Genomic DNA, 13,392 nt, shown 5'->3' on the forward strand with positions numbered 1-13,392 from the left:
ATTTTTTACCCTATTAGAGTATTTACTCCTATTTTTTATATGATATTTTGTAAAAAGAAGTAAATTAAGACTAAAATACTCAACTCAATTTATTTTCATACTCACACGCCGTTTGGCGATTCATTTTATTATTTTAGGGAAGCATTAAAATGAAATTAAAAAAGTTAACAACAGCGATATTGTTATCAACTTTACCTACTGCTGGCGCTTTTGCCGCAGCAATGGATCGCTCAGGCCAATCAATGTCCGCATTTTTCCAGCCGGGTAACTACTTTGAAGCTGGGCTTTCTGTACTCGACCCTACGGTTAAAGGAGTAGAAGCTGGTAAATCTGCTACTCAACGACATATTGGTGATATGGCAGATAGCTACTACTTCCCATCAGCTGCATTAAAATTACAAGTTGCAGATAAGTTTTCTGTAGGTATTCTTTACGATCAACCATTCGGTGCTAAAGCAGAATATAGTGGTAACAATGTTTTTGTTACAACTCCCAAAGATCCAGTCCTAGGTACTCTACCGATTACCTCTGGAGCTCTTGGTGTGAGTGAAGGTAATACCAAAGTTGAAGTTGATACACAAAACCTTTCACTTGTACTTGGCTACCAACCAACAGAAAACTGGAACGTATACGGTGGTGCAGTCTACCAAACTGTAAAAGGTAATGTCAGCCTACGCGGTAGTGCATATAGCTTATATAACGGCTATGATGCCAATATTAAAGAAACTGGCGATATTGGCTGGCTTGCAGGTGTTGCCTATCAGATTCCTGAAATTGCATTAAAGGCTTCCATAACCTACCGTTCTGAAATCGACCATGATGTCAAGATCAAAGAATCTATTGCTATGGCAAATACATTGTCAGCCCTAGATGCGCAAGGTCAATTAAAGCCTTTATTAGATAGCCTAGGACCTCAAGCTTCTGCCATGTACCCGCTTGTTAAAGGTGCACTTGCTGCAAATGCAACCGAAGGCAAAACCACGATTACAACACCTCAGTCTGTTAACCTTGATTTCCAAACCGGTATTATGGCAGATACAGTTGCATTTGCTAACGTACGCTGGGTCAACTGGAAAGACTTTGCCATTCGTCCACACAAATTCGGCAATGTTTCTGAAGTTGTCGGACAAGCTGTAAATCGTCCAAATGGCTTTAACCTCGTTGAATACTCTGACGACCAATGGTCAGTAACTGCTGGTGTAGGCCGCAAATTCACAGAAAAATGGGCAGGTAATGTCTCTGTAGGTTGGGACTCTGGTGCTGGTAACCCTGTGACTACACTTGGTCCAACAGAAGGTTTTTGGAATGTTGGTTTAGGTGCTCAATTTAGCCCAACAAAACAAACCTTTATTGCTGGTGGTGTGAAATACTTCTGGTTAGGTGATGCCAAAGCACAAACAGGTGCTCAAGCAGGTGGTCCAGACTACGTTGCGGACTTTAAAGATAACCATGCTTTAGCTTATGGTTTAAAAATTGGCTATCGCTTCTAAGTTATAGATCAAAAAAACCCATAAAAATAGGCACATTAAGTGCCTATTTTTTATTGCAGTCATTGTTGAAAACAACAACTGCTGTGAATGAATTACTCTGGAATATTACGCACAGAAGCTTCACGAATCGCTTGTTTTAATTGTTCATAACCATGCAGCGCTGGAAATTGTGGGAATTCAGCAATCACATTGTCTGGTGCATCAAATAAGAAACCACGGTCTGCTTCTCCAAGCATGGTGGTATCATTATAAGAATCCCCTGCCGCAATAACACGGAAATTTAAACCATGTAATGCTTTAACAGCTTGGCGTTTTTGATCTGGTTGACGCAGTTTATATGCTGTAATTTTACCTTCAGCATCTGTTTCCAATTTATGACAGAAAATTGTTGGCCATCCGAGTTGCTGCATTAATGGGTGAGCAAACTCATAGAATGTATCTGACAAGATAATTAATTGAAAATGTGTTCTCACCCATTCTACAAACTCTTTTGCCCCAGGAAATGGCCCCATGTCTGCAATTACAGCTTGGATATCATTTAGACCTAAGCCATGTTGCTTTAATATATTTAAACGTTGAGTCATTAATACATCATAGTCTGGAATATCTCGAGTTGTTGCCTCAAGCTCTTTAATGCCAGTTTTCTTAGCAAAATTAATCCAAATTTCTGGCACCAATACGCCTTCTAAATCTAAACAAACAACTTCCATGGTGATCCCCACACTGTGACAAATAAATAATGATCGTAACAATAACTGTTGATCATAAACGTGTCACTTTTTTAAATCAATTTAACTCATAAGCTTTTATAAATTAATGTTAAAACCGAAGCATAGAATCACATAGAATAAACAAATTCAATATTCTTCAATAGCATAATCGCCAACCACAGGGGTCAACATGACTCAAATTCCAACTACCGATTTTATCACTGCACAGGCATTGGAATACCAAGACCAGTCAGCTCAAGACATCATGGCCTTAGCACTCAGTCAGCATCAAGATATTGCTATCTCATTTTCAGGTGCTGAAGATGTGGTTCTCATTGATATTGCATCACAACTAGGTCGTCCTTTTCGTGTCTTTAGTCTAGACACTGGTCGTTTGCATCCTGAAACTTATCAATTTATTGAACAAGTACGTCAACATTATAAAATTGATATTGAAATCTGTTTTCCAGAAGCAGAAGCCGTACAATCTTTCGTACAAGAAAAAGGACTTTTTAGCTTTTTTCAAGATGGCCATCAACAATGCTGTGGTATACGAAAAGTTCAACCGCTCAGAAATAAACTTTCTACTTTAGATGCTTGGATCACAGGACAACGTAAAGATCAAAGCCCAGGTACGCGAAATAGTATTCCTGTCATTCAAACAGATGATGGTTTTTCTACACCAGATAAAACGCTCATCAAATACAATCCACTTGCCAATTGGAGCAGTGCCGATGTATGGAATTACATTCGCATGATGGAAGTACCATACAATAAACTGCATGAACGCGGCTATATCTCTATTGGCTGTGAACCTTGCACCCGCCCCGTACTCCCACAACAACATGAACGTGAAGGGCGCTGGTGGTGGGAAGAAGCTACACATAAAGAATGTGGACTACATGCTGGAAATTTAAAGTAATATACAAATTACTTGACAATATACTACGCAGTTTAAGCTTTCTCACATGATAGTTCTTCACAACGTAGGGTGATTTCTATATCATAGAAAACAATTAGTTGATCTTTCAAGCTAATCATATGAATCACCCTCGATCAATTAACCAACCATCATTCGCCTTAGTTTTAAGGTTAGTGTTATACCTATTTATGTCATCTGATAATACTAAAAAAGACTAACACTCAGACAAGAGCTGTTATAGACATTAAGCAGTGAGGCTACACACAACTATGCGCCCCTTACATCCAATTGATTTTATATTTCTATCTTTAGAAAAACGGCAACAACCAATGCATGTCGGCGTTTTATTCTTATTTAAAATTCCTGAACATGCTCCAGCAACTTTTATTCAAGATTTAGTTTCTGATATACGTAATAGCAAGACATCTCCAGTCGCTCCTTTCAATAACTATCTGAATGGGTTATTTTGGGATGAAGATCAACAGTTTGATATTGATCACCACTTCCGCCATATCGCCCTACCAAAACCGGGTCGTATAAGAGAACTGCTTGTTTATGTTTCACAAGAACATAGTACCCTCATTGACCGGGCTAAACCAATGTGGAGTTGCCAGATCATTGAAGGGCTCGAAGACAATCGTTTTGCCATGTATTTTAAGATTCACCATTCGGTTGTAGATGGTATTGCAGGCATGCGTTTAGTGCAAAAGTCATTTTCTACCAATCCAAATGACCAACACATTTTGCCACCTTGGTGTGTTGAACAAACAGCCTCTTCCAAACAAAAGAAAGGCGCCAATATCAGTCGTATAAAAAAAATAATGGGTGGAATCAAAAGCCAAATAGATGCAACACCAAAAGTGGTCGAAGAACTCTTTCATGCGCTCGCAAAAGAAAGAGGAAAAAATCCAGATTATATTTCAAGCTTTCAAGCACCGTCCTCTATACTCAACCAGCGTGTAAGTTCGTCTAGACGTTTTGCCGCGCAATCTTTTGAATTAAGCCGTTTAAAAGAGATAAGCAAATCATTACAGGTAACGCTCAATGATGTCGTGTTGGCAATTTGTTCTGGTGCGCTGCGTGAATATCTGCTCAGCCAAGATGCTCTTCCGAAAAAACCATTAATTGCAATGGTTCCTGCATCTATACGTGATGATGATTCGGATGTAAGTAACCGTATTACCATGATTTTAGCAAATCTTGGCACACATAAAGACGACCCATTAGAACGCCTAGAAATTATTCAACGCAGTATGCAAAATGCCAAACAGCGTTTCAAACGCATGACTCCACTGCAAATTTTGAATTATAGTGCGCTTGTTTATGGCCCTGCAGGGTTTAACATCCTGACAGGTGCATTACCTAACCGCCAATCCTTTAACATTGTTATTTCAAATGTGCCTGGTCCTAAGGAACCTTTGTATTGGAATGGTGCCCGTTTAGAAGCCCTTTACCCTGCATCAATCGTACTCGATGGCCAAGCACTGAATATTACGATGACCAGTTATCAAGATAAGCTTGAAGTCGGTCTAACAGGTTGTCGTCATGCATTGCCTAAAATGCAAAACCTACTCAATTTCCTTGAAGAAGAAATTCAAAGATTTGAAAAAGTTACACGACAAGAGCATCTTAAAGATCGTACAAGCACATCGGTTGCGAAAGTACTACAAGCACAGAATAAGGTGACGAGTGACAATGAAATAACCCAACGACCTGTAGGTTTACATTAGAATTGAATATTCTTATGACTTGGATTTAATTTATTATTATTTGAAAGAAGATAATAAAAATTCAAACACAATAAATTAAGGGGCGATTTTTAAGCCCCTTAACTTTGAATATTACGGCATTGATTGAGTAGCTCCTGACAGACACTCACTACCATATCCTTCGTAATATTAACCTCTTGACCGTTATCATCTAACATTACACATGTATCTTGCTTTTGCGGCTCAACCATGCAACGACCTTCACGTACAACTACATTTTCAGCTATATTCATTTTGACCTCTCTTGCTAAGACAAATAATCAGATGTGTCTATGGCTATTCACTGAGACTAGTATTGTAAAAACGCCAGTCAATGTAAAATTTCAGTTGTAACAAGGATTAAGCGATAACTCGTTACAATTTCACGAAAGAATGACATCATATTGCTCTTGCGTATAAAGATTTTCTACCTGAAATTTGATAACACGGTCAATAAAATGTTCTAAATCAGCGACTGCAGCAGCTTCCCCTGTAAGTAAGCGATCAATTACCTGTGGGTGAGCAATAACAGTAAAGCCACTCTGAGATTCAAATGCACGAGCATATCTTAATATCTCTCGAAAGATTTCGTAACATACTGTCTCTGCTGTTTTCACATAACCTCGTCCCTGACAAGTTGGACAAGACTCACATAACAAATGCTCTAAGGATTCGCGAGTTCGCTTACGTGTCATTTCAACTAAGCCCAATTCCGAAACCTGCGTAATTTTGGTTTTGGCATGATCACGTTCAAGCATTTTTTCAAATTGAGTTAATACATCATCGCGATGTGAAGCTTCTTGCATGTCAATAAAATCAATAATAATAATGCCACCCAAATTACGCAGTCGTAACTGACGAGCAATAACCTGTGTTGCTTCCATATTCGTTTTAAAAACGGTATCTTCTAGACTACGCCCACCAACATATGACCCCGTGTTTACATCAATCGTGGTCATAGCTTCTGTCTGATCAATCATTAAATAACCGCCAGATTTCAATGCAACACGTGTTTGTAGTGCCTTTTGCACATCTTCTTCTACGTTATATAAATCAAAGATTGGGCGTTCACCAGGATAATGAAATAATCGTGATTCCGCAGTAGGAACAAATTCACGAACAAAATCTTGTAATTTTGCATGAATTTCACGTGAATCTACATAAATTTTAGCTGTCTTTTCACTTACTAAGTCACGAATGACACGCTGTGGTAAAGGAAGTTCTTCAAATATAAGTGAAGGAACAACAATGCTTCGCTGCTTTTTCTGAATGTATTCCCAAAGCTTAGCCAAATAACACATATCTCGAGCAATCGCGGCCTCATCAACCCCTTCTGCAGCAGTGCGTACAATTACACTACCTGGCAATTGATGTTCAAGCTGAATCTTTTCAATAATTCCACGTAGACGCTCACGTTCGGCCTCAGACTCAATACGCTGAGAAACACCAATATAATTACCAAAAGGCATCAGAACCAAATAACGTGACGGAATAGAGAGATCGGTACTGAGACGAGCCCCTTTAGTACCCAACATATCCTTCATCACCTGTACAGTCAGAATTTGTCCTGGCTGCAAAAGCTCATAAACATTGGGTGTGGGTTGATTTCTCGGCCATACCATATCATTAATATGTAAAAATGCTGTGCGAGATAAACCAATATCAACAAAGGCTGCTTGCATACCTGGTAAAACACGAACCACTTTGGCTTTATAAATATTGCCAACCAATCCGCGTTTTACACTACGCTCAACAAACAACTCGTTTACGGTCCCATTTTCAACCAAAGCCACACGACATTCCATCGGAGTGACATTGATCAACAATTCATCAGACATAATAAAACTCAAATAACAAAAAATCTTTTCAAGTATTTGAGAATATCTACAATAACAACATATGCTCAGAACAATGCGGACACATTGCTTCCCTCTTCATCTTGCATTTCTTGCGTTGTTATTCCATCTTTCTCATTCCAACCATCTTACTCATCTTATTTCACCTCCCTTCACCCATTTCCTAAGCAAAGGCTGAGGCCTATGATCTCAATATATTAAATTTTTTCAGCAATTGAACAGTTTCGTGTAGGGGTAAACCGACAACATTACTATAACTTCCAACAATACGAGGAATAAATTGCGCTGCAATCCCTTGAATAGCATAAGCACCGGCCTTACCAACAGGTTCGCCACTATTCCAATAGTATTCCATATCTGCTTGACTCAATACTTGGAACTCAACTTGTGTCTTTACAACGATTGTACTTTGTTCTGCATAAGAAGCGATGGACACACCACTATATATTTCATGTGTTGTACCAGATAGCATCGACCACATGGCAAATGCATGTTCACGATCTAAAGGCTTTCCTAAAATTTGACCTAAAATTGAGACACTTGTATCGGCAGCAATCACAACAGCCTCAGGGTGCTGTGCTAAAACAACCTGAGCTTTTTGTCTAGAAAGCCGTTGTACATAGTCTGCAATAGACTCATTTTCATACAACGACTCATCTATATCTGGACTTAACACCTGAAAGTCTAAGCCCAATTGTTGTAATAATTCACGGCGTCGCGCCGAACCCGACGCTAAAATTAAACTCGCCATCTTTTTAATAAATAATATAAAACTGGCCAAAATAATAAACTACTCAACAAAGGCATCCAATGTCGAGTCATCGAAAAAGGTATTCCACCCATCACTTGGGCAACATGTATAAAAGTAATATGCGCAAAACAGGCGATTGCAACGATAAGCCAAAGATTAAGAAAGGTCAAAATACGTTTTTCACGAATAAAATAACGTGAAATAAAAACGATGAGAACATAGCTCAACGCATTAAGACCTAATGGCGCATCCAAAAGCAAATCGGTATATAGCCCAGTCGCAAAAGCAAACCATACACCACACCATACTGGCTGGCATAAACTCCAAAATAAAACCACCAACAACATAAACAAAGGGCGCCATGCTGCAACAGAATAATTTAGAGGATAGACCACCAAAACTGATGCAAGCACAACACTAAACACAATAATCAAAAAAGGATCTTTGCGCTGTGTATTTGAAGGTAGTTTTTTAGCGATCTGCATAAGGCTGCTCCATCGCCAATGAATCAGAAAATAATACCACTACATGATGTCCACCAGCCAACTGTGCAGCAGGAACGACCTCAATACTCGCAAACTCACCAGAGGTATGCCGTTGGATTTTAGACACAGTTCCAACCAAATATCCTGCAGGAAAATGCTGTCCTAAACCAGAACTAATCACTTTATCCCCCACTTTGATATTGGCGCTTGTTGGTACGTATTCCATTTTCAGTCGACCTAGATCTCCTGTTCCAGAAACAATTGCACGCATACCTGAACGTTCTAGCCGTACAGATAACGAATGCTCTTTGTCTGATAACAACATGACTCGGCTACTATGTGGGAACACATTAATAATTTGCCCCATAATCCCCTGATCATCGAGCACAGTTTGCCCCACTTTCAATTGACTATTTGCACCGCGGTTAATCACAATGATATGCCGTAAAGGATCTGCGTCAGTACCAATGACTTCTGCGATCTCCATACGACCATCAATAATTAATGGCGTATCTAATAATCCGCGTAAACGTGTGTTTTCAGCAGATAATTCGGACAGTTTTTGTAGACGCACTTTCGCTTGAAGCAACTCAGCCTGCATCGCTGTATTTTCACGACGCAATTGTGCTTCAGATTTAGTCTGTTGGTTTAGCCATTCTTTCGATAACACTGGGTAGCTTGCAAGTACATAAATTGGATTATATGCAGCATACAAAACATCCCTTGCTGGTTGAATCACATGAGGCATGCGCCAATTAAAAAATAGCACAACAAAACATGTGATGACCGCAATGATAAAAGAGCGAAAAGATGGCGGTTGTCTTGAAAAAAGATTGGGTTGCACCGCACCGCCTCAGCTGATCTAATTACTAAACTTATCCAACAAATAACATATCGTGGTTTGGATTATCAAAGAACTCTAATACTTTACCACCGCCACGCGTCACACAAGAAAGTGGATCTTCTGCTACAACAACAGGCAAACCGGTTTCTTGAGAAAGTAACTTATCTAGATTACGTAGCAATGCGCCGCCACCAGTTAAGACAATACCACGCTCAGCAATATCAGAAGACAACTCTGGTGGTGTTTGCTCTAATGCTGATTTAACCGCACTCACGATACTTTGTAACGGATCAGTAATTGCTTGTGTGACTTCCTCAGAAGTTACGGTAATTGCGCGAGGTACACCTTCTGCCAAATTACGTCCACGCACTTCAATTTCAAGAACGTTATCGCTATCTGCAATTGCCATACCCACTTCTTTTTTGATGGTTTCAGCAGTTGTTTCACCAATTACGCAACCATGTGCCTTACGTACGTAATAGATGATCTGTTCATCAAATACATCACCACCAATACGCAGTGAATCGGCATAAACACAACCTTGCAAAGAAATAATTGCAATTTCAGTCGTACCACCACCAATATCAACAACCATTGAACCACATGCTTGCTCAACTGGCATACCAGCACCAATTGCAGCGGCCATTGGTTCTTCAATTAAACGTACATCACGTGCGCCAGCATTAAATACGGCTTCACGAATAGCGCGGCGCTCAACCAAGGTCGATTTGCATGGAACGCAAACAACAACACGTGGTGCAGGTGGAAACAATCTTTTTTCATGTACTTTACCAATAAATTGGTTCAGCATTGTTTCAGTCACTTCAAAGTCTGCAATCACACCATCTTTCATAGGACGAATAGCTGAGATATTAGCAGGTGTACGCCCAAGCATTTGCTTAGCGTCTAAACCTACAGCCGCAACTATTTTTTGTGAACCACTATGGCGAATAGCTACCACAGTAGGTTCGTTTAGAATAATGCCCCGTCCTGGTGCATAAATGAGCGTATTAGCAGTACCTAAGTCAATCGCAAGATCTGGCGAAAACAGGCCAATTAGTCGTTTTAGAATCACGGGTCTTTCCCAGTTAAACTTTTATATAGACGCAAGATGGCAACTTTAACTAAATGTGATGCTTTGAACAAGTCAATCGCTTATCATAAGGCATGATATTTTGATTTTTTTTAAAACTGATTAGGTGAGATGTTATGTCAACACCAGATGTACAGCATTCTGCACAATTAAATGCACAAAATGTTTCAAATATTGCCAAGCTTGCTCGGTTAACTTTAGATGATACACAATCTACTGAATATGCACAGAGTTTAAATAAAATCTTGGCAATGATGGAGCATTTAAAAAGTATCGACACTGAAGGTGTAGAACCTTTGAAAAGTCCTTTTGACCATGCCCAACCTTTACGCGAAGATCGGGTAATTGAAACTAACCATCGTGATGAATATCAAGCTGTTGCCCCTGCTGTTCAACAAGGTTTATATCTTGTTCCACGTGTAATTGAATAAAATTAGGCCAACTAACTTATTTTTACATTTAAACCTAAAGAATTTACTCATGACTGATTTTCATCGCTTATCTATACGTGAAATGGCTGAAGGCTTAGCTAATTCACAATTCTCTTCTCGTGAATTAACGCAACATTACTTAAACCGTATTGCACGCATTGATACACAAGTCAAATCCTATGTAACGGTTACCCCTGAACAAGCACTACTTGAAGCTGATGCTGCAGATGCAGCACGCAAAGCAGGTCAAGCAACTCAACTCACAGGTATCCCTCTTGCACACAAAGATATTTTTTGTACCCAAGGTATTCGTACCTCAGCAGGTTCAAAAATGTTGGATAACTTTATCTCCCCTTATGATGCAACTGTGGTCAGTAAAGCAAAACAAGCAGGGCTCGTGACTCTAGGTAAAGTGAACATGGATGAGTTCGCAATGGGCTCAACCTCTGAAAGTTCGTATTATGGTGCAACCCGTAACCCTTGGAACCTTGAACATGTACCTGGTGGCTCTTCAGGTGGCTCTGCTGCTGTAGTTGCTGCTGATCTTGCACCATTTGCAACAGGTACAGATACAGGTGGTTCAATCCGCCAACCCGCTTCTTTTTGTGGTCTTACTGGCTTAAAGCCAACTTACGGTCGTGTTTCTCGTTTTGGGATTGTGGCCTTTGCTTCATCGCTAGATCAAGCAGGACCAATGGCCCGTTCAGCAGAAGATTGTGCATTCCTCATGAACACGATGGCAGGACATGATGAAAAAGACTCAACTTCAATAGATCGTGCAGTAGATGACTATGTTGGGCAGCTCAATGCAACATCTCTCAAAGGTTTACGTATTGGTATTCCAAAGCAATATTTTAATGTTGCTGGTCTAGATGCAGAAGTTAAAGCACGTGTTGAGGCCTCTTTACAACAACTCGAACAACTCGGTGCAATCTTAGTTGAAATCGATCTAAATATGGTAGAAAGTTACGTTCCAACTTACTATCTGATTGCGCCTGCTGAAGCATCTTCAAACCTCTCTCGTTATGATGGTGTACGTTATGGCTACCGCTGTGAAAACCCAAGTAACTTGCTTGATCTATACAACCGTTCACGTTCTGAAGGTTTTGGTGCAGAAGTACAACGCCGTATCCTCATTGGTACATATGCACTTTCTGCAGGTTACTATGATGCATACTACGTTAAAGCTCAAAAAGTACGTCGTTTAATTCAGCAAGATTTTCTCAAAGCATTCGCCGATGTTGATGTTATTGCTGCACCCTCTGCACCAACCACAGCCTACAAAATTGGTGCATCTTTAGACCCAGTTGAAATGTACCTTGGTGATATTTATACCATTGCTGTTAACCTTGCTGGTTTACCTGCAATTAATGCACCTGTTGGTTTTGATCAAAATCAACTTCCAGTCGGCTTACAACTTATTGGTAACTACTGGTCTGAATCACAATTACTATCGATTGTGCATCAATACCAACAACACACTGATTGGCATACACAACGTGCGGCAATTGCTGAGGAGAATGCATAATGGCTGAAGCGCAAAAATCTAAATTGATTGATGGCTGGGAAGTTGTTATTGGTTTAGAAATTCATACTCAACTCATGACAAACACTAAGATTTTTTCAGGTGCTTCAACTGAGTTTGGTCAAGATCCAAACACACAAGCCTGTCTTGTTGACTTGGCTATGCCAGGTGTACTTCCAGTACTCAACAAAGCTGTTGTGGACCTTGCCATTCGTTTTGGTCTTGGTGTAGATGCTTATATTGATAAAGCTTCAGTATTTGCTCGTAAAAACTATTTTTATCCAGATTCACCAAAAGGCTACCAGATCAGCCAAATGGACAATCCTATTGTTGGTTTGGGTCATATTGACATCCAGCTTGATGATGGAAGCAGCAAACGTATTGGTATTACCCGTGCGCACTTAGAAGAAGATGCAGGTAAGTCTTTACATGAAGACTTTGCTGGTATGACAGGTATCGATTTAAACCGTGCAGGAACGCCTTTACTTGAGATCGTTTCTGAACCTGATATGCGTTCTGTCGAAGAAGCTGTTGCCTATGTAAAAGCCATTCATGGCCTTGTGCGCTGGTTAGGCATCTCAGATGGTAACATGGCTGAAGGTTCTTTCCGCTGTGACTGTAACGTATCTTTACGTCGCCCTGGGGATGAATTTGGTACTCGCTGTGAATTGAAAAACATCAACTCATTCCGTTTTATTGAGCGTGCAATCAATGTTGAGATTGAGCGTCAAATGGATATTTTAGAGTCTGGTGGTAGTATCACTCAAGAAACGCGTTTGTTCGACCCGAACAAAATGGAAACACGCTCTATGCGTTCTAAGGAAGAAGCAAATGATTACCGCTACTTCCCAGACCCAGATCTTTTGCCAGTAATTATTTCTGATGAGCAAATTGAACGCATCCGTGCAGAACTTCCAGAACTTCCTGTTGCACGTCGTGCACGTTTTATCAGTGAATATGGCATCTCTGAATATGATGCCCATGTACTAACACTTTCACGTGAAATGGCAGATTTCTACGAGACTGTAGTAGCGACTTCTGGTGGTGCTGCACATGCAAAAATTGCAGCAAACTGGGTTATGGGTGAGTTTTCAGGCGCCCTCAACAAGGCTGGTCTTGAAATTACTGACTCTCCTGTATCTGCAGAACAATTAGGTGGTATGGTTGCCCGTATTATCGACAATACCATTAGCGGTAAAATTGCGAAGCAAGTCTTTGGCTTTATGTGGGAATCTGCAGGTCAATCAGCTGACAGCATTATTGCTGAAAAAGGCTTAAAGCAAGAGACAGATACTGGTGCAATTGAAGCGATTATCAAAGAAGTATTAGCAGCCAATGAAAAAATGGTTGAAGAATACAAATCTGGTAAAGAAAAAGCCTTTAATGGCTTGGTCGGCCAAGTCATGAAAGCCTCTCGTGGTAAGGCAAACCCTGCTCAAGTTAACCAATTGATGAAACAATTGTTAGGCTAAGCGCTAGACTCGCTTACGCATACTTGCAGTATGAAAAAAAGTGAGGGCAATCGCCCTCACTTTTT

13 protein-coding genes are annotated in these 13,392 nt (G+C 40.1%); 6 read left to right on the forward strand and 7 right to left on the reverse strand.

From position 1 onward, the window contains the following. Window positions 1-149: 149 nt before the first annotated feature. On the forward strand, window positions 150-1,490 hold the full coding sequence (locus RFH42_RS09540; protein ID WP_308975358.1) for an OmpP1/FadL family transporter: 1,341 nt from the start codon (window positions 150-152) through the stop codon (window positions 1,488-1,490). A gap of 92 nt (window positions 1,491-1,582) precedes the next feature. Here the strand turns inward: RFH42_RS09540 and thrH are convergent, their stop codons facing one another. Continuing rightward, window positions 1,583-2,200, reverse strand: a complete 618-nt coding sequence (thrH, locus tag RFH42_RS09545) for a bifunctional phosphoserine phosphatase/homoserine phosphotransferase ThrH (protein WP_308975359.1) — start codon at window positions 2,198-2,200, stop codon at window positions 1,583-1,585. Between the two features lie 190 nt (window positions 2,201-2,390). Here thrH and RFH42_RS09550 point away from each other — a divergent pair, with 190 nt between their 5' ends. Then, on the forward strand, window positions 2,391-3,122 hold the full coding sequence (locus RFH42_RS09550; RefSeq protein WP_308975360.1) for a phosphoadenylyl-sulfate reductase: 732 nt from the start codon (window positions 2,391-2,393) through the stop codon (window positions 3,120-3,122). A gap of 269 nt (window positions 3,123-3,391) precedes the next feature. After that, complete coding sequence (locus RFH42_RS09555; protein WP_308975361.1) at window positions 3,392-4,852, forward strand: WS/DGAT/MGAT family O-acyltransferase; 1,461 nt, start codon at window positions 3,392-3,394, stop codon at window positions 4,850-4,852. A gap of 98 nt (window positions 4,853-4,950) precedes the next feature. On the opposite strand, the gene RFH42_RS09560 is transcribed toward RFH42_RS09555, so the two are convergent. The 6 genes from RFH42_RS09560 to RFH42_RS09585 all read right to left on the reverse strand — a co-directional run bounded on the left by RFH42_RS09560 (window position 4,951) and on the right by RFH42_RS09585 (window position 9,881). Continuing rightward, entirely contained in the window at window positions 4,951-5,124 is a 174-nt protein-coding gene (locus RFH42_RS09560) for a PA1571 family protein (RefSeq protein ID WP_308975362.1), read from the reverse strand. 129 nt (window positions 5,125-5,253) lie between these two features. After that, window positions 5,254-6,708, reverse strand: a complete 1,455-nt coding sequence (gene rng, locus RFH42_RS09565) for a ribonuclease G (protein ID WP_308975363.1) — start codon at window positions 6,706-6,708, stop codon at window positions 5,254-5,256. Window positions 6,709-6,907: 199 nt separating this feature from the next. Beyond that, the gene (locus RFH42_RS09570; protein WP_308975364.1) at window positions 6,908-7,477 is read right to left on the reverse strand and encodes a Maf family protein; all 570 of its coding nucleotides are present in this window, start codon (window positions 7,475-7,477) and stop codon (window positions 6,908-6,910) included. Continuing rightward, entirely contained in the window at window positions 7,465-7,962 is a 498-nt protein-coding gene (gene mreD, locus RFH42_RS09575; protein ID WP_308975365.1) for a rod shape-determining protein MreD, read from the reverse strand. Before mreD ends, RFH42_RS09570 begins: the two co-directional genes overlap by 13 nt. Further along, window positions 7,949-8,806: a rod shape-determining protein MreC gene (gene mreC / locus RFH42_RS09580; RefSeq protein ID WP_308975366.1), complete on the reverse strand. Its 858-nt coding sequence runs from the start codon at window positions 8,804-8,806 to the stop codon at window positions 7,949-7,951. The genes mreD and mreC overlap by 14 nt, the downstream gene beginning before the upstream one ends. A gap of 31 nt (window positions 8,807-8,837) precedes the next feature. Beyond that, window positions 8,838-9,881 (reverse strand): rod shape-determining protein, encoded by a 1,044-nt coding sequence (locus tag RFH42_RS09585; protein WP_308975367.1) that lies wholly within the window; start codon window positions 9,879-9,881, stop codon window positions 8,838-8,840. A gap of 134 nt (window positions 9,882-10,015) precedes the next feature. Here RFH42_RS09585 and gatC point away from each other — a divergent pair, with 134 nt between their 5' ends. From gatC to gatB, 3 genes are read left to right on the forward strand one after another with little or no spacing between them, the layout of a single operon-like run. After that, entirely contained in the window at window positions 10,016-10,330 is a 315-nt protein-coding gene (gene gatC / locus RFH42_RS09590) for an Asp-tRNA(Asn)/Glu-tRNA(Gln) amidotransferase subunit GatC (protein ID WP_308975368.1), read from the forward strand. Between the two features lie 49 nt (window positions 10,331-10,379). Next, entirely contained in the window at window positions 10,380-11,858 is a 1,479-nt protein-coding gene (gene gatA, locus RFH42_RS09595; RefSeq protein WP_308975369.1) for an Asp-tRNA(Asn)/Glu-tRNA(Gln) amidotransferase subunit GatA, read from the forward strand. Beyond that, window positions 11,858-13,327 (forward strand): Asp-tRNA(Asn)/Glu-tRNA(Gln) amidotransferase subunit GatB, encoded by a 1,470-nt coding sequence (gatB, locus tag RFH42_RS09600; RefSeq protein WP_308975370.1) that lies wholly within the window; start codon window positions 11,858-11,860, stop codon window positions 13,325-13,327. The genes gatA and gatB overlap by 1 nt, the downstream gene beginning before the upstream one ends. Window positions 13,328-13,392 lie beyond the last annotated feature (65 nt).

This window comes from Acinetobacter rudis, assembly GCF_031157835.1.
GTDB classification, from domain to species: domain Bacteria; phylum Pseudomonadota; class Gammaproteobacteria; order Pseudomonadales; family Moraxellaceae; genus Acinetobacter; species Acinetobacter rudis_A.

Excerpts from the sequence above, each read along its gene's own strand:
- RFH42_RS09540 (WP_308975358.1), top strand. The coding sequence starts at position 150 with ATGAAATTAAAAAAGTTAACAACAGCGATATTGTTATCAACTTTACCT.
- thrH (WP_308975359.1), bottom strand. The coding sequence starts at position 2,200 with ATGGAAGTTGTTTGTTTAGATTTAGAAGGCGTATTGGTGCCAGAAATT.
- RFH42_RS09550 (WP_308975360.1), top strand. The coding sequence starts at position 2,391 with ATGACTCAAATTCCAACTACCGATTTTATCACTGCACAGGCATTGGAA.
- RFH42_RS09555 (WP_308975361.1), top strand. The coding sequence starts at position 3,392 with ATGCGCCCCTTACATCCAATTGATTTTATATTTCTATCTTTAGAAAAA.
- RFH42_RS09560 (WP_308975362.1), bottom strand. The coding sequence starts at position 5,124 with ATGAATATAGCTGAAAATGTAGTTGTACGTGAAGGTCGTTGCATGGTT.
- rng (WP_308975363.1), bottom strand. The coding sequence starts at position 6,708 with ATGTCTGATGAATTGTTGATCAATGTCACTCCGATGGAATGTCGTGTG.
- RFH42_RS09570 (WP_308975364.1), bottom strand. The coding sequence starts at position 7,477 with ATGGCGAGTTTAATTTTAGCGTCGGGTTCGGCGCGACGCCGTGAATTA.
- mreD (WP_308975365.1), bottom strand. The coding sequence starts at position 7,962 with ATGCAGATCGCTAAAAAACTACCTTCAAATACACAGCGCAAAGATCCT.
- gatC (WP_308975368.1), top strand. The coding sequence starts at position 10,016 with ATGTCAACACCAGATGTACAGCATTCTGCACAATTAAATGCACAAAAT.
- gatA (WP_308975369.1), top strand. The coding sequence starts at position 10,380 with ATGACTGATTTTCATCGCTTATCTATACGTGAAATGGCTGAAGGCTTA.
- gatB (WP_308975370.1), top strand. The coding sequence starts at position 11,858 with ATGGCTGAAGCGCAAAAATCTAAATTGATTGATGGCTGGGAAGTTGTT.